This window comes from Pseudomonas sp. ICBG1301 (genome assembly GCF_016918385.1).
Taxonomy (GTDB): Bacteria; Pseudomonadota; Gammaproteobacteria; order Pseudomonadales; family Pseudomonadaceae; genus Aquipseudomonas; species Aquipseudomonas palleroniana.
The window spans coordinates 132,929-153,230 of sequence record NZ_JAEKGB010000007.1; the positions used below are offsets into that span (position 1 = coordinate 132,929).

At 60.0% G+C, this 20,302-nt stretch carries 15 protein-coding genes; 5 read left to right on the forward strand and 10 right to left on the reverse strand.

The genetic code is table 11. From position 1 onward, the window contains the following. Positions 1 to 28 precede the first annotated feature (28 nt). The 7 genes from JBE38_RS18295 to JBE38_RS18325 all read right to left on the reverse strand — a co-directional run bounded on the left by JBE38_RS18295 (position 29) and on the right by JBE38_RS18325 (position 12,749). A complete protein-coding gene (locus tag JBE38_RS18295; protein ID WP_205344822.1) occupies positions 29 to 3,622 on the reverse strand; it encodes a YncE family protein in 3,594 nt (1,197 codons plus the stop codon). Positions 3,623 to 3,768: 146 nt separating this feature from the next. After that, positions 3,769 to 7,176 carry a YncE family protein gene (locus JBE38_RS18300; RefSeq protein ID WP_240202541.1) on the reverse strand — a complete coding sequence of 1,136 codons (3,408 nt, stop codon included), beginning with the start codon at positions 7,174 to 7,176 and terminating at the stop codon, positions 3,769 to 3,771. A 137-nt stretch (positions 7,177 to 7,313) separates the two neighbouring features. After that, a complete protein-coding gene (locus JBE38_RS18305; RefSeq protein WP_205344823.1) occupies positions 7,314 to 8,345 on the reverse strand; it encodes an AbrB family transcriptional regulator in 1,032 nt (343 codons plus the stop codon). Then, positions 8,338 to 9,852, reverse strand: coding sequence for a tripartite tricarboxylate transporter permease (locus tag JBE38_RS18310; RefSeq protein WP_205344824.1), 1,515 nt, complete (start codon positions 9,850 to 9,852; stop codon positions 8,338 to 8,340). The genes JBE38_RS18305 and JBE38_RS18310 overlap by 8 nt, the downstream gene beginning before the upstream one ends. A gap of 1 nt (position 9,853) precedes the next feature. Then, positions 9,854 to 10,312 carry a tripartite tricarboxylate transporter TctB family protein gene (locus tag JBE38_RS18315; protein ID WP_060753721.1) on the reverse strand — a complete coding sequence of 153 codons (459 nt, stop codon included), beginning with the start codon at positions 10,310 to 10,312 and terminating at the stop codon, positions 9,854 to 9,856. Positions 10,313 to 10,442: 130 nt separating this feature from the next. Then, positions 10,443 to 11,423 carry a Bug family tripartite tricarboxylate transporter substrate binding protein gene (locus tag JBE38_RS18320; protein WP_205344825.1) on the reverse strand — a complete coding sequence of 327 codons (981 nt, stop codon included), beginning with the start codon at positions 11,421 to 11,423 and terminating at the stop codon, positions 10,443 to 10,445. Positions 11,424 to 11,459: 36 nt separating this feature from the next. Continuing rightward, positions 11,460 to 12,749 carry an OprD family porin gene (locus tag JBE38_RS18325; RefSeq protein ID WP_205344826.1) on the reverse strand — a complete coding sequence of 430 codons (1,290 nt, stop codon included), beginning with the start codon at positions 12,747 to 12,749 and terminating at the stop codon, positions 11,460 to 11,462. A 234-nt stretch (positions 12,750 to 12,983) separates the two neighbouring features. On the opposite strand from JBE38_RS18325, the gene JBE38_RS18330 reads away from it, so the two are divergent. Continuing rightward, the gene (locus tag JBE38_RS18330) at positions 12,984 to 13,655 is read left to right on the forward strand and encodes a response regulator (RefSeq protein WP_104995785.1); all 672 of its coding nucleotides are present in this window, start codon (positions 12,984 to 12,986) and stop codon (positions 13,653 to 13,655) included. Then, entirely contained in the window at positions 13,648 to 15,033 is a 1,386-nt protein-coding gene (locus JBE38_RS18335; RefSeq protein WP_090366227.1) for a sensor histidine kinase, read from the forward strand. Before JBE38_RS18330 ends, JBE38_RS18335 begins: the two co-directional genes overlap by 8 nt. Here the strand turns inward: JBE38_RS18335 and JBE38_RS18340 are convergent, their stop codons facing one another. Beyond that, positions 15,034 to 15,855 (reverse strand): HDOD domain-containing protein, encoded by an 822-nt coding sequence (locus JBE38_RS18340; protein ID WP_090366225.1) that lies wholly within the window; start codon positions 15,853 to 15,855, stop codon positions 15,034 to 15,036. Between the two features lie 36 nt (positions 15,856 to 15,891). Continuing rightward, positions 15,892 to 16,833: a CAF17-like 4Fe-4S cluster assembly/insertion protein YgfZ gene (ygfZ, locus tag JBE38_RS18345; RefSeq protein ID WP_090366223.1), complete on the reverse strand. Its 942-nt coding sequence runs from the start codon at positions 16,831 to 16,833 to the stop codon at positions 15,892 to 15,894. 140 nt (positions 16,834 to 16,973) lie between these two features. Between ygfZ and JBE38_RS18350 the strand changes: the two genes are divergently transcribed. Then, positions 16,974 to 17,228 carry an FAD assembly factor SdhE gene (locus JBE38_RS18350; protein WP_017255216.1) on the forward strand — a complete coding sequence of 85 codons (255 nt, stop codon included), beginning with the start codon at positions 16,974 to 16,976 and terminating at the stop codon, positions 17,226 to 17,228. Next, the gene (locus JBE38_RS18355) at positions 17,212 to 17,658 is read left to right on the forward strand and encodes a protein YgfX (protein WP_205344827.1); all 447 of its coding nucleotides are present in this window, start codon (positions 17,212 to 17,214) and stop codon (positions 17,656 to 17,658) included. Before JBE38_RS18350 ends, JBE38_RS18355 begins: the two co-directional genes overlap by 17 nt. On the opposite strand, the gene nadB is transcribed toward JBE38_RS18355, so the two are convergent. Further along, a complete protein-coding gene (nadB, locus tag JBE38_RS18360; RefSeq protein ID WP_205344828.1) occupies positions 17,627 to 19,243 on the reverse strand; it encodes an L-aspartate oxidase in 1,617 nt (538 codons plus the stop codon). The genes JBE38_RS18355 and nadB overlap by 32 nt on opposite strands. Before the next feature lie 463 nt (positions 19,244 to 19,706). On the opposite strand from nadB, the gene rpoE reads away from it, so the two are divergent. After that, the gene (gene rpoE / locus JBE38_RS18365) at positions 19,707 to 20,288 is read left to right on the forward strand and encodes an RNA polymerase sigma factor RpoE (protein ID WP_060753712.1); all 582 of its coding nucleotides are present in this window, start codon (positions 19,707 to 19,709) and stop codon (positions 20,286 to 20,288) included. Positions 20,289 to 20,302 lie beyond the last annotated feature (14 nt).

Here is a 20,302-nt window from a genome sequence, read left to right on the forward strand (position 1 = left end):
ACGGGGCTTTTTTTTGGGTGTTGATTAATTAAGTACGGATGACTGAAATGACCTCAGCCGCATAGTTGATGACGTAGACACGCTTGCCATCAGGTGAAGCCAGAACGTCGGTAGGGGCATTGAACTCGCTTAGTTTATATAGCTCTTTCGGTGAGTCGGTGCTGGTGTCAATAACGGTAACTGTATGCTGCAGGCTGTCCGCCACATACGCCAGGTCAAGAGTAGGGTGGCAGGCAATGCCTCGAGCTGCTGAATAACCTGTTAGTTCACCAGTTAATTTATTTAGCGCTGTGTCAAGTGATCCAACCTTATTGTCTATTGTGTAGAAGGCCCTTGGGCGGTTGCCGTGGAAGGATATTCCCCTAGGATATCCGCCAAGCTCGGGTGTGTTACTTAAGAATGAGTCGCCATTTGGATTAAACCTAAGGTAGTAATTTTGGCTCGTAGAGTGAGGTAGGATATAGATTGATTTTCTTTCAATGTCTGAATATATATTCGTTGGTCTAAGGCCAATATTGATGCGTTTCATTAAGGTGTGCGCGGGTATGTTGTATATGTCAAGTGCGTTTTGGGCGGTGGATACAAAAAGTTTTGTATTGTCAGCATTTGCCAGTAATCCATGGGGCCAGTAGCCTTGGGATACGACAATGTTTCCGATAAACGAGTTGTTTGTGGTGCTGTAAGCAAACACTTGCTCATTTCCGGTTATGCTTCTGGTTATGTAAACTCGGGTTCCATCGCTACTGACGCTGACGCCAAAACACCCACGTGTATCCAGAGTGGTTTCTACTTTTTGAGTCCGGGTGTCAATGACCGTAGTTGTGCCTGAAAGAATGTTTGCAACATATAGCTTATTGCTGTCGGGCGTGATTGCCATTACCAACGGGCCTTTACCCACAGGAATGGTGCCAATGACTTCCGCTTGACCTGCAATGCTGTAACTCACCGGCTTAAGCGCAATCGCCGTATCCTTGTTACCCGTCCCATCCATCGAAACACGCGCTTTAACCTCCAGCACATCATTCGCGAGTAATTTTTGCACATAAGCTGCGGGGATCAAATCCGTTGTCTTCCTGGCGATAAATTCGGCGGCACTGACTTGTGTCCCCGTACGCAAGGCAAGATTTGTAGAACTCTCCAGGTCAATAAAAACCTGCTGAGCTTGAGCGAAGTATGCCCATGCATCTATCTGGACATGGTTGCCTTCACTCTTGACGATGCGATTATCTTGCGCTTCGGGAATGCTCAGTAAATCTAGCTCATCTTGCGTATATTCGCTGACACTCAAAGTCAGTTCTTCCGACTTGGTGGTTTTGCCATCCTCAAGCAAGTTGTAGTACAGGGTGCACGTTCCGCCGAAGTAGGCCGCGACAAACCTGTTCGGTACCGTAAAACTTACATAGTTGGTACCTGGCTCAGGCCGGGCGGGTTTCATTGCTATGTCGGGCTGGCCGATGCCGTTGGGTATCCCGATAATGAACAATTTAATATCCGCAGTGGGTGGGAATTTATCCGAGATCACCCTGATAGTTACGACGGGTGGGGACTCTGTATGCCGAGGGTTGAGTTCAGCAGTATTGTCACCTGTCTTGGTGGCCTCCAACACGATAGGCGGCGCGAGTTCCAGTTTGGCGCCGACTTTCATTTGCACCTCATGGGAGAACCGCGTCGGTTCGTTATCACGTGTGCGCCTGTAGTAAATCCGCATGATGTTATTGGGGATGATGTATTGGCGCAGCAAGGTGAACGGTATCGTTCTGCCCACCCATGCCCCTGTCACCAGGAAGTCCTGCACGGCCGGAGTGCCGCCTGCGGTGTCCCCCTCGCAGTGCAGATGAATAGTGTCATTCGCCTGGATATCAGGGTCGGGCGACACTTGTATATTGGCATTGCCCAGCGATTTTTCAGGATCAAATTGATAGAGCGGTCCAGGTGCTTGCAGTATCACTACCTCCTTCAGGGTTGCCGCCGGTTCGCCGACGGCGTACGTCACGTCCGGGGAGGTGCGGGTTTCAGAGCCGTCGGCACTGGTCACACGGCAATAGAGACGTAGCGTTCCCCCTTCAAGTTTTGCAATAGGACCGTCAGGGCCGTTAGGTATGAAGAACAGGATATTGTCAGTGCCGGCGACTTCATCAACTTCCTGATAGAAGTTATTGCCATTAGCAAGCGTGCCCACCATCACCAGAGTCACCAGGTCGTGAGCACCCTGACCGGGGTATTTGTACAGTTCAGCATTAAAAAACAATGTTTGCGGATCGAGAATACCGCCGTTGGCTTCAATGATATGGGGAGCGAGGAGCCCACCGGGGAGTGCGGTGCCGATCACCTGCAAAATACTGCTATCGGAGCCACGATCCGGCACCCCTGGGCGAATACGTTGATACGTCAATTGCAACTTGCCGCCGATCAGCGCCTGCACCACTTCATTGGCGAGTCGGATACTGATTTGAAGTACCGTGGTGGAGGTCAGCGGGGCAGAGTCGTGGTAAGTAATGATGGGTGTACCATCCTGGGCGCGACCATTGATGCGTGCACGAATCACGTCACCCACGGCATATTGATGATTGCGCACGAACACGCGGATGGTTGCGTCCGCGCCATTGAGGCTGTCATGGTCGAGCACGCCTTCCGGGTTTTCTTCGTCGATATAGGCGGCGATCAATAAAGGTTCACTGCCGTCATTTATCTGAACGATCAGCACAAACGAAGGTGACCAACCATCGGAAGCGTTTCCGACCTCATCGATGATTTGGTATTCACACACATGGGACCCACTACCCACCGTTGCCCAGAACCCGGCATGCAGGATGATCGTGATGGGGTCTCTACCGGCCGCTTCACCTTCGGTCACGGTGTATACGAAGATGTGCCCACCGATGCTCAGGCGAATCCGGTCCCTTGCGGCCCGGTAGGTCCTGGGTGATTGATTCTGATCACGAGGGTAAAAAGGAATAGTGAAAGGTACGCCGTTGTTGGCGTCGTCCTGCGTCACTCCGTATTCGCGGATGTCCGGTGGGACTTCAATCGCAGGCAAATTTGCGTTGTGGGCTTCACTGGCGTTGGGCTTGATACCGGCAGGTCTGACCGTATCAACCTTCAATCTGAGTTTCGGGGTTTCTTCCTGGCCACCTCCTACGCGAGTGAGCCGCATAAAGACGGGATCGGCGGGGCCATCAGGCAAACGGGTGCGAGGTATGTACAGCGGAATGATTCTCGCGGCGTCGACGTCATCCTGAGTCACAATGTGTCTCGCCACTGGAACCACGAGGTCGTTACAAAATACCTCGATGAAATCCAGCGCGGCCATACCCAGGTAAGGCAGCAAGGCGCACAACAAGCCCTTTTCGAGATTGACCTCCAGTGCCGCCAGGTTGATACCGCCATCGTACTCAACCACTTTTTGGGTAAGACCGGGAATATAGAGCGGCAAGTTGTGAAACGGCATGCTCGAGAAGCTGCCGGCGGTCACCGGATCGTTACCGTCCAGCGCCGGTACAAAGTAGTTCAGATTCAGGTCCGGCTGAGCCGGGTCAGTGCTGCTTGCGGGAGCTGGGCGCGGGGCGAGCGGCACTGGCAGTTGATCAGGGGTGTCGGCGGGGCTATCGATAAGTTGGTTCATGAACGACGTCCTTTGCAAATGAAAGAGACGCTTCGAGCCCCGAATGCCAAGGTGCCTGGGCGGAAGTCGCAGTACTCATTTGACAGCTGGCTGTAGACGCTGGATAGCTGTGAGAAATGACAGTGCCGACGAGCGGCACTCCCCAGCTAAAACACCACGAACGCCACGCTATCATCGCCAATATTCGCCACATATCCATGGGTGCCATCGGCGGCAACCACCACCCCGCGTGGCTTGTTGAAACCGGCATAGGCCCCCGTCACTCGCCGCAGGCGTGTATCGATAATGCCGAGCCGGTCGCCATCGGTTTGCGTCACATAGGCAATGTCTCGCCCGCGCTCGAAGGCGATGTCGTAAGGGCCTTGCAAACCGGTGAGGGTCTGCTCGATACGCGCGGTCTGCGTATTGCCGATGGCGACGCCGGTGTCTCTGCGCGTGATGTACACCTGCGAGGCACGAGGGTTGTGGGCGATGTGTGTGGGGTTTGCCGCCGCCACGCTGTTGATCAGGCTATTGTTGGTGAGATTGACCACGGCCCAGCCGTCGAGCGTGGCGATATGGGCGCGGCTGTTGTCGGGGCTTAATGTGATGTCGATGGGGTTGGGCACCGGCACCGAGGCCAATGGTTGGTGGTTGGCGGTGTCGAGGATGATCAGCCGCCCGGCGCGATTGTCCGCCACATACAGGCGCGAGCCCGTCGTGTTGAAGGCGATCCCGTTGACGGTGCCAAACCCGGTCAGGGTATCGACCAGTGAATGATCCAGGGTGCTGTAGATGCGAATCGAGGTGTTGGCTGCAACGCTGCTGTCGGTGACATACAAGCGCCCGGCCGTGGGGTGAACGGCCATCCAGACGGGGGACCCAGGTACATCAAAACTGCCGATGACGCGGTTGCGCAGTGTATCGATTACCCAGATCGACGGCTGCCCAAACAGGCAACCCACGTACAGCCGGTTGCCGTCGGGGCTGAGTACCAGGGTGTTCGGCCCCGTGCCGACCGGGATACGCGCAAAGATGCCGCGTGTGTTATTGATTCGATAGTTGACGGTTCGCAAGTCGGTGGCGAAGTACTTGCCGACGTTGCCGTTGAGGGATACCCGCACTTCCACGCTCAAGTTGCTGAGGTTGGGCTGCATGCGCAGGTAATCGTTGGGCAAGGGCAGTTCGATCCGTCGGGCGGCGAACTCTTGCGTAGTCAAGGGCGTGCCGTCGCGCAACTTCAGGCCGGCGGGGCCGGGGCCATTGATATCGATCCACACGGCTTGGCCCGAGCGCATGAACGACCATTCGCGCACCAGCACGGTATACGCCGAGTTGACATTGATGATGCCTGTTGAGGGGGGCACGCTGACCAGGTCCAGCAATTGAGAAGGCAATGGGTCGACGGTCAGGGTGGAGGCCTGGGACAGCGTCGTGGCCCCTGCGCGGGTTACCGTATAGGACAGCGTGGCGGTCTTGCCCAGGTTGGCGGCAATCACCAGATTGCTGACCGGGAAATCGACATAGCCCTGTGCGGGGTTGCCGGGCAAAGGGTTCAATACGGGGGTTCCTGGGCCGGGCGTGCCGCTGAAGACCGGCTGGATATCATCGCTGGCCAGCATCGGGCTGTAGCGCACCCGCAGGGTGCACACCGGCGGAGCGGGGGGCAGCACATGAACCGGATTGAGGGTGGCGGTGGTGTCGCCGGTGAACGTACTTTCCAGAATGCGCGGCACCGGCAGTTGCAGCCCGCTGCCGACTTTTATCACCCGCGCCTGGGAGTAGCGGGTGCGTTGGTTGGGGCTGTCCACTCGGTAGTAGAGACGCGCCGAACCGTTGAGGTTGGCCACGATGAACACCCGCGCAACAACAAAGGGCAAGTCTCGGCCGACCCAGGGCTGTGTGATAGGAAATACCGCTGGCGGGGCGCTGCCGCCCAGGGCGCTGCCCTCGACATATAACGTGACCGTGGCCCCTGCGATGAAGGTGGCGTGGCCCGGTACCGTGACGTTGGCATTGCCCTTGGAAGCTTCCGGGTCAAAGGTGAAGTCGGGTTCCGGTGCCTGCTGGACCGTTGGCGCGGGCAGGGCGTCCTGAGGTTCGCCGATGTCGAGTGTGAGGATGGCGGACGGTGGCCGCTGCCCGGCCAGGTTGATGTAGTAATAGAACATCAGCCGGCCGCCATCGAGTTGGCGGATATCGCCGTCAACCCCGTTGGGCAGGTCGAAGCTGATATCGCCAAGGCCGGCGACCTGTGTATGTTCCTGGTAAAAACGATGGCCATTGGCATAGGTGCCCTCTAGCACCAGGGTGACGCGGTCGTTGGGTTTCTGGCCGGTGTATGAAGTGATGTAGACAGTGACCGGGTCGGTGAGCGGATGCAGCACACCGCCGCTGGCAGCGGGTAATTGCGGCACCGCAAGACCGGTATCGGTAGGGGTACCGATGACTTGGACGAAGGTGTTTTCCGAAGGCAGGTTGACCTGGCCGGCTCTTGCTCGCTCATAACTCAGCTGAATCAACGCGCCGATGAGTTCCCGCAGATCAGCGTTGGGCCATGGAAAATCAGCGAACGGGACGGTAGATGAAGGGATCGAAGCGTTGTAGGTCTGTTCGATGTCGACTCCATCTTGCGTGCGCCCACGGATCGTCAGGCGGATGCCGTCGCCCGAAGCCCAGCCTTTGCCCGCGATGGCGACCCGCAGGGTTGCATCGCTTCCCGCCAGCCTGTCCGCATCGAGGGTGCCACTGGGCGCTTCGACGATCTGTGCGGCCTCTAACAACCGCTCATTGGGATCAAGGCGCACCTCGATCAGTTGCATGGGGGAACGGCCGGGGGCGAAGTTGCCCACCTCGTCAATGACCTCGTAGGTGCAGGCGTGACGACCACTGCCAATCAGCAGCCAAGTGGCGTAGTAGACCATGATGGTGATGGGATTGCGGTTGTTGGCTTCGCTCTCGGTGACGCTGTGTTCGATGACTTGATTGCCGATAATCAAGCGAATACGGTCGCGCACCGCTCGGTGGGTGGCGTCCGGAAGGCTGGTGTCTACCGGGTAAAATGGAATTCTCACACCGACTCCGCGCCCGGCCGCGGCCGAGTCGACCAACGTCAGTGTCGGTTGAGGGCGCGGCAGCTGTGCATTCTCCGAGGACGGTCCGGAAATGGCGCCGCTACCCGTAGGAGGGACAGTGTCGACTTTGACTGTCAGGCGTTGGGTTTCCTCAACCCGCTGATCAAGGTGCGTGACCCGAATGAAAATCGGCCCTACCGTGCCTTCAGGCAGGCGAGCCCTGGAAATGTGCAAGGCGATTGGCCTTTCTTCGCGGGCCTCCTGTTCGGTGACGGTGTGAAAGTCGGCCGGGGTCTGGGGATCGCTGCAGAACAACGCCAGGAAGTCGCCCTCACGCTGGCCGGCGTAAGGGCGCATGACACAAATCAGGCCCTCGCTCCCGTGGCTTTCCAGCAACTGCAGGTACACACCGCCGGAAAAACCCGCCACGGGTGTTTTTAGCCCGGGAATGTACGGGGCCAGTTGTGAGACCGGAGGTTGAGCGTTGGGGCTGATGAGCATGATCTACACCTCGTGCAAGGCAATGGGCTGCGGCATGCGGAGCATGTAGCGATTGAGCACAGAGTGTTTGCGACGTGGCTAGCTGTGAGAAATGACAGTGCCGACCAGCGGTCGTGGCCCAGGATGGGCCACTTGAGTCACGAAGGGCGTCGGTTCCAGTGCCTGAATAACGGCTCCGCCAGAAACAACACAAACAACAACCGCATCACCTGCATCGCCGTCACCAGGGGCACCGACAGTTGCAGGGTCTCGGCGGTGAGGCTCATCTCGGCGATGCCGCCGGGCATCATGCCCAAGGTCAGTGAGCGCAGGTCAAGGCCGGTCAATGCACTCAAACCCACTGCGGCGACAGTCGCCAATGCCATGGTCAAGGCCGTGCCGATCAAGGTGCGTCCGATGAACGAGGGCGCGCGGCGGAAGAACTGCCGGTTGAAGTGGCAGCCCAGGCCGCTGCCGATCAGCCATTGGCCGATCTGGCTGCCGCCATCGGGCAGGCCGATATGCAAGTCCCACACGACACTGGCGGTGGCACTCACCAGTAACGGCCCGAACAGCCAGGGGTTGGGCTGACGCAAACGCTGCCAGCCCCAGGCCATCAGCGCGCCGATAGGAAACAACGCCAGCAGCCAAGGCCAACTCACCGGCGCCGGATGAAACTGAGGCGTGCCACCCTCCAGCACGTACTTGAAGATCGCCGGTACACACAGCACCACCACCAGCACGCGCAAACTTTGCCCCGCCGCGACCCGGCTGAGCACTGCGCCATTGCGTGAACCGAGGTTGACCATCTCGCCGGAGCCGCCCGGCATGCTCGAGAAAAATGCGGTGGCGCGGTCTTCGCCGCTGCGGCGCATCAACCACACACCCACCACGCTCGACAGGCTGGTGACCAGCGCACCGAAGAAGATCAGCCCGAAGTGGCTCATCACCTGTTCGATCACCACGGGGGTGAAGTGCAGGCCGATACCGATGCCGACCACCCATTGGCCGCATTTGCGCCCGCCGGGGATCTCGGCCAATTGCCAGGGAGTCAGGCAGCGCACCAGGATGATCGCCAGCAACGAGCCGACCATATACGGCAAAGGCCAGCCGACGAGGCTGGCCAGGTAACCGCCGGCCAGGCCGACCAGCGGTGTGCCCCACCAATGTTTAAAGGTGGCCTCAGACATCGGCCACGGCACGACGCTGCAGGGCACGCTTACGGTAGATACGCACCAGCGGGAAGGCCAGCATCAGCACCGTCAACACCCATACACCGAAGGTGATCGGGCTCGACCAGAGGATGTCCAGCGCGCCGTTGGAAATCGACAGCGCACGGCGCAGGTTCTGCTCCATCAGGCCGCCGAGGATAAAGCCCAGCAGCACCGGCGACAGCGGGAAGTCAAGCTTGCGCAGGATGTAGCCGAAGATACCGATCCCGATCATCAGGAACAGGTCGAAGGTGGTGGCGTGCACAGCGTACACCCCGATCGCGGTGATGATGGCGATCACCGGCACCAGCGCCCAGTTCGGTACGGCAAGGATGCGCGTGAAGATGCGGATCATCGGGATGTTGAGGATCACCAGCATGATATTGGCGATAAACAACGACGCGATCAGGCCCCAGACGATGTCGGGTTGTTGTTGGAACAGCAGCGGGCCTGGGGTGATGTTGTACAGCGAGAGGGCGCCGATCATCACCGCCGTGGTGCCCGAACCGGGAACGCCCAGGGTCAGCATCGGGACCAGGGCGCCGCAGGCGGACGCGCCGATCGCGGTTTCCGGGGCCGCGAGGCCGCGCATGTCACCTTGGCCGAATTTGCCGCCGGCGCCGGCCATGCGTTTTTCGGTCATGTAGGCAACGGCTGAGGCCAGGGTGGCCCCGGCGCCGGGCAGCACGCCCATGATGAAACCGAGCAAGCCGCAACGGATATTCACCACAAATACTGCGCCCGCTTCCTTCAGGTTGAACAGCATGCGTCCGGTGGCTTTGACCGCTTCCTGGCCCCGATGGGTTTTTTCCAGCAGCAACAGGATCTCGCTGATGGAGAACAGGCCCAGCACCAGCACCACGAACTGGATGCCGTCGGTGAGGTGGATATTGTCGCCGGTAAAGCGGTACACGCCGCTGTTGGCGTCGATGCCGACCGCCGAGAGGAACAGGCCGATCAGCGCGGCGACAAAGGTTTTTAACGGCTTGTCGCCGGCCATGCCGCCGAGGCAGACAATCGCGAACACCATCAGTACGAAATATTCCGCCGGGCCGAAGGCAATCGCCCATTTGGCCAGCAGCGGTGCGAACAACACCATGCCGCAGGTGGCGATGAACGCGCCGATGAACGAACTCCACGCGGACAACGACAGCGCCACGCCGGCCAGGCCTTTGCGGGCCATCGGGTAACCGTCGAGGGTGGTCATCACGGTGGAGGCTTCGCCCGGGATGTTCAGCAGGATCGAGCTGATACGCCCGCCGTACTCGCAACCCAGGTACACGGCGGCCAGCAGGATCAACGCCGACTCCGGCGGCAGGCCCAGGGCGAAGGCGATGGGGATCAACAGCGCCACGCCGTTGATGGGACCCAGGCCCGGCAACAGGCCGACCACGGTGCCGATCAAGGTGCCGCACAGCGCGGTCACCAGGTTGTAGGGGCTCAGTGCAACGCCGAAGCCCTGGCCCAAATAGCCGAAAGTATCCATATCAGTTCTCCAGAACGTCGAGCAGGCCGAGGGGCAGCGGTACGTCCATGGCCTTATCGAACAGCAGATAAAGGCCGACGCTCATCAAGGTGATGATCACTGCACCGGGCAACCAGCGGCCGCCATACAGCCGTGCCATCGGAATACCGATCAACATGCTGCTGAGGATGAAACCCAGGGATTCGAAGGTGCCGGCAAAGATCAGCAACAAGACCACGCAGATGCCGATCTTGATCAGGGTTTCACGGTCCAGCGCCGGTTCTTCTTCCGTGTGCTTGGTCGGCTGTGGGCGAAACAGCATGTAGAGCAGGCCCAGGCTCATCAGCCCGAGCATCAACAGCGGGTAGGCGCGAGGCCCGACCGGCTCGTAGGAAAACGACGCCTGATACGGCCAGGCCATCAGCGCGAGGCCCGCGCAGACCAGCAGCATCACCGAGGCGAAAATGCGTTGTAAGAGCATAGGAAACTCCTTGGAAACTCTTGTCGGCGCCAACTTGCTCACGAAGAACGCAAGGACGTCGCGTGTATCCAGGCAGCACGCGTCATCGTTGAAGTTTTTCGCGAGCAAGCCCGCTCCCACAGAGGGGCGATTACTGGATCAGGCCGAACTCTTTGGCCAGCACTTTGTAGTCAGCCACCTGTTTCTTCACGTAGGTGTCCAGCTCCGGGCCGGTCATGGCGAACGGGAACAACTCGCGCTGGTCACGCAGCTTGGCGAACTCCTCGGAAGCCAGCAGTTTGTCGAATGCTTCCTTCCACCAGGCGTAGTCGGCATCGCTGACTTTTGGCCCGAGGTAGAAGCCACGTACCACGGGCCAGACGATGTCATAGCCTTGCTCTTTGGCGGTCGGAATGTTCTTCATTTCCGGCTCGTCCAGGCGCTGCTCGGAGAACACCGCCAGCAGGCGCATGTCGCCGCTCAGGATGTGCGGCATAGAGTCGGAGATGTCGGTACTGCCCACCTGAATGTGGCCACCGAGCAAGGCGGTGGCGATTTCACCGCCGCCTTCAAGCGCCACATAGCGCAGCTCACGCGGGTTGATCCCGGCGGCCTTGGCGATGAGCGCAGTTTGCATCCAGTCCTGGCTGCCGACGGTGCCGCCGGAGCCGATGACCACGCTGCCCGGATCTTTCTTCAGGGCTTTGACCAGATCGTCGAGGCTCTTGTAGGGCGAATCGGCTTTCACCGCGATAGCCCCGTAGCTGGTGCCGACCGCCGCCAACCAACGCACGGCGCTTTCATCGAAGCGACCGAACTTGCCTTGCGCGAGGTTCAGCAGCGAACCGCTGGACCATGCGACCAGCGTGCCGGCATCCGCAGGGCGCTGGGCTACCACCGCGTTGTAGGCCACCGCGCCTACGCCGCCGGGCATGTAGGTCACGCGCATCGGCTTGCTCAGCAGTTTTTCGTTGACCAGCGCGCTTTGCGCCAGTTTGCAGGTCAGGTCAAACCCGCCGCCGGGGGAGGCCGGGGCGATGCATTCCGGGCGCTTGGGTTCGTCGGCCAGCAGTTGGCCGGCGAACAGCATGCAGCCGGCGGCAAGGGCCAATTTACGCAGTGAAAAGGTCATGGGTCTCTCCGTCTTTGTTGTTATGAGCTTGTTTGACTACCAAAGCGCCACGCTGTAACTGACCAACAGGCGTACTTCATCCGCATCACGGGCCGAATAGTTGGAACGGTACGTGGCATTGCGCAGGCGCACGGCGACGTCCTTGAACGTGCCGCTTTGCACCACGTAGCGGATCTCGCTGTTGCGTTCCCACTCTTTGCCGGTCTCGCCGTTCTTGAGCCTGATGTGGTCGCCCGAGATGTAGCGGCTCATGAAGCTCAGGCCGGGAATCCCCAGTTTGGCGAAGTCGTAGTCATAACGCGCTTGCCAGGAGCGTTCTTCGGCGCCGGCAAAGTCGTTGATCTGTACGAAGTTGACCAGGTACGGGTCGCTGCCATCCACATAAGGAAAGGCGCTGTCGCCGGACATGTGCTGGTAACCGGCGCTGAGCTTATGGCCATTGAGGGCATAGCTGAAGAGGCCGTTGAGGGAGGTGTTGTCGATGTTGCCGCCGCGGGACGCACCGGTGTCATCGCTGATGGCCAGGCGCAAGTCGGCGCCAAAGGTGCCGGGGCCTATCGGGCGCGAGGCCACCAGGCCGAGGAAGTGCTGGCGGTAGACGTCATCGAGCTGGGCGAAGTGGTAACTGCCGGTGATTTTGTCGGCGAACTTGTAGTCGACGCCGCCGAAGTTGAAGTGCTTGCCGGTGGCGCCGCCGACGAAACGGCTGTTCTTGTTGTTGAGGGCGATGTCTTCGTAGTCGGTGGAATCGCGGTCCTTGGCTTTGTCCAGGCGGCCACCGGTGAATACCAGGTTCTTGAATTCTTTCGAGGTGAGCAGGCCGCCGTTGAACGTCTGCGGCAGGATGCGGCCGTCGTTGGGCTTGAGGATCGGCAGTTCGGGGATCAGTGCGCCGATTTTCAGTTCGGTGGCGGAGATCTTCACTTTGCCGGTCAGGCCGAGTTTGCTGTACTCGTCGACCGCACGACCATCGTCGGTGGGCAACAGGCCGGTGCCGGTGCGGTCGGGGCTGGAGTCGAGCTTGACGCCGAGCATGCCCAGCGCATCCACGCCAAAACCCACGGTGCCGTCGGTGTAGCCCGATTGCAGGTTGAGCATGAAGCCCTGGGCCCATTCGTCACGCTTGGATTGCTGCGCGCTGGTGCCGTCACGAAAGTCGCGGTTGAAGTACATGTTGCGGGTTTCCAGGGTCGCGCTGCTGTCTTCGAAGAAGGCGGCCTGGCTAAGCGGCGCAAAGCCGGCAAGCGCAGCGGCACTGGCGAGGGCGGTGTGGGTCAGGCGGGAAAACCGGACAGGCGGGCGAGCCTGGGGCTGTGTCGACAGCATGGGGGTGTACTCCGTTATTGTTCTTATTTTGGCGAAAACGCTTCGAGGCGTTTTTCGAGCGTTGCGCTCAGGCAACGGGGTGGGCATAGACCACCGTAACGGGATGCTAAAGGGCGAACCTTTCACTAACCTTTCAGTTGTCTTTCAATGTTTTCGGGCTTCACAGGCCAGGCGGCGTCTGTAAACTGCCTCGCAAAGCGTGGCGTCGACCATGCCCGAATGAGGTGAAAATCCATGCGTGTCCTCTTGGTTGAAGACCATCTGCAGCTCGCCGAAAGTGTCGCCCAGGCGCTCAAGAGCACGGGCTTGACCGTCGATGTGCTGCACGATGGGGTGGCTGCGGATCTGGCTTTGGGCAGCGAGGAGTATGCGGTGGTGGTCCTCGATGTCGGGCTGCCGCGCATGGATGGTTTCGAGGTGCTTGCACGCTTGCGGGCGCGCGGCAAGAACCTGCCGGTGCTGATGCTGACGGCGCGCAGTGATGTGAAGGACCGCGTGCATGGCCTGAACCTGGGCGCCGACGACTACCTCGCCAAGCCGTTTGAACTGACGGAACTGGAAGCGCGGGTCAAGGCACTGTTGCGCCGCAGCGTACTCGGCGGCGAGCGCCAGCAGACCTGCGGTGTGCTGGTCTACGACCTGGATACACGACGGTTCACGGTGGGGGGCGAATTGATGACGTTGACCTCTCGCGAGCAAGCGGTTTTGGAGGCTTTGATTGCGCGCCCGGGCCGCGTGATGAGCAAGGAGCAACTGGCTTCCCAGGTGTTCGGCCTGGACGAGGAAGCCAGCCCCGATGCGATCGAAATCTACGTGCATCGCCTGCGCAAGAAGCTCGATGGGCAACCCATCGCCATCGTGACGTTCCGTGGCCTGGGGTACTTGCTGGAAGCGCGTGATGCATAAGCCCAGCAGCCTGCGTTGGCGGCTGCTGTGGAACCTGGCGCTGCTGTTGGTGGTGTTGATGCTCGCCAGTGGCCTGAGCGCTTACTGGAATGGACGCGAAGCCGCCGATACCGCCTATGACCGTACGCTGCTGGCCTCGGCGCGGACGATTGCCGCCGGCTTGACCCAGGTCGATGGCACCCTCAGTGCCAATGTGCCGTATGTGGCCCTGGATACCTTCGCCTATGACAGTGCCGGGCGCATTTATTACCAGGTCAATGACATCGATCAGAAGCTGATCTCGGGCTACGAAAACCTGCCAGGCCCGCCGCCCGGCACACCGCGCACCGATGATTACCCGGCTCTGGCGCGCTTCTATGACGCCAAGTATCAGGGCCAGTCCGTGCGGGTGGTGAGCCTGCTCAAGGCGGTCTCCGAACCGAATATGAACGGCATGGCGGAAATTCGCGTCGCCGAGACGCAGGAGGCGCGCGTCGCCATGGCGCGTAGCCTGATGGCCGACACCTTGCTGCGCTTGGGCATGCTGGCCATCGGCGCGTTGCTGTTGGTGTGGTTTGCCGTGAGCGCGGCGCTGCGCCCGCTGGAGCGCCTGCGTACGGCGGTGGAGGAGCGTCAGCCCGACGACTTGCGGCCGCTGCCATTGGTGGAAGTGCAGCATGAGTTTGGCCCTCTGGTGCGTTCCATCAACCACTTCACCGAACGTCTGCGCGGCCAGTTCGAGCGCCAGGCGCAGTTCATTGCCGACGCCTCCCACGAGTTACGTACCCCGTTGGCCGCATTGAAGGCTCGGCTGGAACTGGGCCTGCGTGCCGAAGACCCCGGCACCTGGCGCAGCACCCTGGAGACGGCGGCCCAGGGCACCGACCGCCTGACGCACTTGGCCAATCAATTGTTGTCCCTGGCACGCATCGAAAACGGCGCCCGGGCGATTGCCGAGGGTGGCGCGCAGCTACTCGACCTCAGCCAACTGGCGCGGGAACTGGGCATGGCCATGGCGCCGCTGGCCCATGCGCGGGGTGTCGCCCTGGCCTTGGAAGCCGATGAACCGGTGTGGCTGCGCGGCGAGCCGACGTTGTTGAATGAACTGCTGAGCAACCTGGTGGATAACGCACTCGCCCACACCCCGCCTGGCGGCAATGTGATCCTGCGGGTCATGGCCCCGGCCGTGCTGGAGGTCGAGGATGATGGGCCAGGTATCCCGCTGGATGAGCGGGACCGGGTTTTCGAACGTTTCTACCGCCGTAGTCAGCAGGGCGTGGGTTCGGGACTGGGGTTGGCGATTGTCGGGGAGATCTGCCGGGCGCATCTGGCGCAGATCAGTTTGCACGACGGTGAATCGGCGGGGTTGAAAGTGCGGGTGAGTTTTATCGCGGGCTGATCAGTAAAACATCGAGCGTGCTTCATCCAGCTCTGTCAGAAGGGCATCGCTGTAGAGATCTGTGCGCAGTTTCCTGGCGGACGGCAATGTCGATACCGGTACGTTCGCCAACGGGTGGCCGGTGCCTCGGTGGCAATACAGGTTGGCGATCTGTACCAGGTCGATGTAGTCCAGCTTCGCCGAGTCACGCTCCAGGTCCAGGTATTGCACCGGCAGGTTGGCCAGCATCTCCGGGAAATCCCAGACGCGCAGCAGTTTGTTCCCGAGCACCGGGTGAATGCTGTCGATGACGTGATTCAGGCTGACCGGGTCCGAGAGCAGTTCGTAGTGGTCTTCGGCATAGGTGAGGATCGGCAGCACGCCGATCTGGTGGACCAGCCCGCCAAGGGCTGCCTGGTCCGGCTTCAACTGGCTGAAGCGGCGGCACAGGGCATAGCTGACGCCTGCCACTTCCAGGCTGCGCCGCCAGACTTCACGCATTTTCAGCTCTACCACCTCGGAGCGGGCGTGGAAGATTTGCTCCATCACCAGGCCGATGGCCAGGTTGCTGCTGTAATTGGTGCCCAGCCGGGTGATGGCGGTATGCAGGTCGGTGACTTCCTGGGTGGCGCGCAACAGTGGGCTGTTGACCACTTTGATCAGCCGCGCCGACAAAGCGGTATCGCGACCGATCACCTTGCTCAAGTGGCTGATGCTGATATCCGGGTCTTCCGCGGCTTGGCGAATCTTCAGGGCCACTTCCGGTAATGTCGGCAGAACCAGGTCATCGTTGTCGATGGCCTTCACCAAAGCCTGTTGAACTTTTTCCGCCAGCTTGTTCATTCATGCTCTCTAGGGTGCTGCAAAAAGGTACGGCGATTAACGCTGGATCTCTTTATCGCGATCCAGTGGGTAAGGCAGGTCGAGCAGTTGCAGGCCAGGGCCTTCCAGGGTGCCCAAGTGCACATCGCCGCTGTCGGCAGCTTCGGCTTGCAACACCGCGAGAAGTTCAACGGATGAGTCAGCTTTTGCCGCGATCACCACTTCGCCGATCGAACTGTTGTGGCTGGGAGAGAACAGCGGGGTGCCGGGCTCCGGCAGTTCGGCCGCGTTGAGACTCAGGCGATACAGGCGTCGCTTGAGCTTGCCCAGGTATTGCATGCGGGCGACGATTTCCTGGCCGGTGTAGCAACCTTTCTTGAAGCTGACGCCGCCTACGGCCTGCAGGTTGAGCATCTGTGGAATGAACAATTCGCGCGTTTGCGGCATGACCTGGCCGATGCCGGCGCGGATCTGGCCGAGCAGCCATTCATTCAAGCCGGCTTCCTTCAACTGTGCATTGAGTTGCGCGTGCAGGGCTTCGGCTTGTTCGGCAGGGGCCCAGAGTTCGGCGCGGCCGGGGGACACACGGATGGCGATCAGTGAATCGGTACGTACGACGCTGTCGGTCTCGCCAGGTAATTGAAGGCCGAGGCTGGCCAGGGCCTGATCCGCATCCGCCAGACCAAAGCGTGCCCAGGCGGCGCTTTCGTCGGTGAGTTTGGACTTGGAGAACACCGCGTACTTTTTCAGGTCCGCCAGTTGCGGTTCGAGCAATTCGGTGGCCATTGCCAGCAGCACGCCGTCGCCTTGCAGCAGGATGCGAAAGCTCGACTGCATACGCCCTTTCTGTGTACAGCGCGCACCGAGGCTGGCTTGAGTGTCACTCAGGTAGTTGAGGTTGCAGGTCAGTTGCCCTTGCAGGAATTTGGCAGCGTCGGCGCCGCGGACGGCGAGAACGCCTTCGTGGGCCAGGGGGCAGAAAAAAGCAGAGTCAGCCATGGGTCATCGCAGGTCAAAAAGTCATGAGTGCATCATAGAGGGGCGCCCGGCAAATGGATAGTTTCCGTGAGGGGCGACCAAAGCCGACTGTTCCACCGCCGTCGGGCCTGTATACTTGCGCTCTATTTGAGGAGCGCTCCATGGTCGAAGATGTAGAAATCAATCGCCTCTACTGGCACAGCCGCCGCGGCATGCTGGAGTTGGATGTGTTGCTGGTGCCGTTCACCAAAGAGGTCTATGCGACGCTCGATCAGGTGGATCGTGACCTCTACGTCAGGCTGTTGACGTGCGAAGACCAGGACATGTTCGGCTGGTTCATGGAGCGCAGCGAATCCGAAGACCCGGAGCTGCAACGCATGGTCCGGATGATCCTGGATCGTGTCCAGCCCAAGTAATCGCTTCGAATGCCGCTGGCAGGCCTCCGGGCTGCTGCTGGCGGCGTATCTGCTTGCCCAGTTGCTCGCGCTGGGGAGTCTGCTGGTTCTCGATCTACCTTATTCAAGCCTTGGTGCGCTGTTGTGCCTGGCGCATGCCGTCTGGGTGCTACCACGCCACATCCGCCTGACTCACCGTTCGTCGGTTCGCGGTCTGCGCCGGGATGAAGATGGCTGGCAGCTGTTCAGTGAGGAACGCGGCTGGCACAGCGTGCAACTGCGTCCCGACAGCCTGGCATTGCCATGGATCGTGGTGCTGCGTTATCGGGTGCCGGGTGAGTGGTGCGTGCGTTCGCTCTGTGTGCCGAAGGACTCGCAGGCTGCCGATGTGCATCGGCGCCTGCGGGTGCGCCTCAAGTTCAGCCGCCGTAGGTGGTTGGCACCAGGATAGTGTCGCGGGCCTCGGGTAGCATCTGGGGGTAGTCGAGGGTGTAGTGCAACCCCCGGCTTTCCTTGCGCTCCATGGCCGAGCGGATCATCAATTCCGCCACCTGGGCCAGGTTGCGTAATTCGATCAGGTCGCGGCTGACCTTATAGTTGCTGTAGAACTCGTCGATCTCATCGAGCAACAATCGCACCCGGTGTTGCGCCCGTTGCAGGCGCTTATTGGTGCGCACGATCCCTACGTAGTCCCACATGAAGCGCCGCAATTCGTCCCAGTTGTGGGCGATGATCACGTCTTCATCCGAATCGGTGACCTGGCTGGCGTCCCAGCGGGGCAGGGCGGCGGGCACAGGAATGTGTGGCAGTTGTTCAAGAATGTCGGCCGCCGCCGAGCGCGCGTAGACAAAGCACTCAAGCAGCGAGTTACTGGCCATGCGGTTGGCGCCATGCAGGCCGGTGAAGCTGGTTTCGCCAATTGCATACAGGCCCGGTACATCGGTGCGCCCGTGCTGGTCGACCATTACGCCACCACAGGTGTAGTGCGCCGCCGGCACCACCGGGATCGGGCCTTTGGTGATGTCGATATTGAAGGTCAGGCAGCGTTCGTAGACCGTCGGGAAGTGGGTCTTGATGAAGGCTTCGGGCTTGTGGCTGATGTCCAGGTAGACGCAGTCGATGCCCAGGCGCTTCATTTCATGGTCGATGGCGCGGGCCACGATATCCCGTGGCGCCAGTTCGGCGCGTGGGTCGAAGCGCTGCATGAAGCGCTCACCATTGGGCAGCTTCAGGTGTGCACCTTCACCGCGCAGGGCTTCGGTGACCAGGAAACTCTTGGCCTGCGGGTGGTACAGGCACGTGGGGTGGAATTGGTTGAATTCCAGGTTGGCCACGCGGCAGCCGGAACGCCAGGCCATGGCGATGCCATCGCCGCAGGCTCCGTCGGGGTTGCTGGTGTAGAGGTAGACCTTGGCTGCACCACCGGATGCGAGGATGGTGAAGCGTGCGCCGTAGGTATCGACTTCGCCGCTGGCGCGGTTGAGCACGTAGGCGCCGAGGCAACGTTCGCCGTCCAGGCCCAGGCGTTTTTCGGTGATCAGGTCGACGGCGACGCGTTGTTCCAGCAGTTCGATGTTGGGGCGTTGTCGGGCTTGTTCGAGCAAGGTCTTGAAGATCGCGGCACCGGTGGCATCGGCGGCGTGGATGATGCGACGATGGCTGTGGCCGCCTTCACGGGTCAGGTGGAACTCGAATCCGCCATCATCGTTGCCCGCCTGCTCGTCACGCGTGAACGGCACCCCTTGGTCGATCAACCATTGAATGGCTTCGCGGCTATGTTCGACGGTAAAGCGCACCGCGTCTTCATTGCACAGGCCACCGCCGGCATTCAGGGTGTCTTCAACGTGGGATTGCACTGTGTCGGTGTCGTCCAGCACGGCGGCGACCCCGCCCTGGGCCCAGAAGGTCGAGCCGTTGGCCAGGTCGCCCTTGCTCAGTACGGCAATGCGCAAATGGCTGGGAAGGGTCAGCGCAAGGCTCAAGCCGGCCGCGCCGCTACCGATCACCAGGACATCGTGTTGAAACTGTTGGCTCATTGGAAGGATTCCGCAAAAAGCGATCCGAAAGGCTGGCGCAAACAGGACGCCTGGATCGGCGAATCAAAGGGTCACACGGGCCACTAGTATATAGAGGGGGGGAGCGGCACAATAGTCGGGCATTCGTGGCAATATGAGATTGCCGTGCATCAGTCGGGTGAAATGAGCCGGTTATTGGAGGGGGGAACTTTTTGCAGCAGTCCCGACTCAATAGCAGGTTGCCCGAAAGCTGGGAAAACGTTGAGTTTATTGGCCCGTCGGGAGCATTGGACGCGTCAGGAGCCGACGACAAGATTATTCGCGCAGCCGGCGTTGCCCGAGCTGCGTTTTTCGTGTGTGCCAAAACAGTGCGCGCCGGAAACTTGCTTGAAAGGGGAGAACTTTTGCGAAAAGCCCGAGTCTATGTTTGCAAGCCTGGTCATTTAGTTATGCAAGCCTCCTTCAAGTACAACGAGGAGTGTTCATGCTAACCCAGGAAGAGGATCAGCAGCTGGTCGAGCGCGTTCAGCGCGGTGACAAGCGTGCATTTGATCTGCTAGTGCTGAAATACCAGCACAAAATTCTCGGGTTGATCGTGCGATTCGTGCACGACACCCATGAAGCGCAGGACGTAGCACAGGAAGCCTTTATCAAGGCATACCGTGCACTAGGCAATTTCCGCGGTGATAGTGCGTTTTACACGTGGCTATATCGCATCGCCATTAACACGGCGAAGAACTATCTGGTGTCTCGCGGCCGCCGCCCACCCGATAGTGATGTAAGTTCAGAAGATGCTGAATTTTACGATGGTGATCATGGTCTCAAGGATCTCGAGTCGCCGGAGCGCTCATTGCTGCGCGACGAAATCGAAGGCACCGTTCATCGCACAATTCAGCAACTGCCGGAAGATTTGCGTACCGCGTTAACTTTACGTGAATTCGATGGTCTGAGTTACGAAGACATTGCGAGCGTCATGCAGTGTCCGGTGGGGACTGTAAGGTCACGGATTTTCCGGGCCCGGGAAGCCATCGACAAAGCCTTGCAACCGTTGTTGCAGGAAAACTAAAGACAGCGGCGACA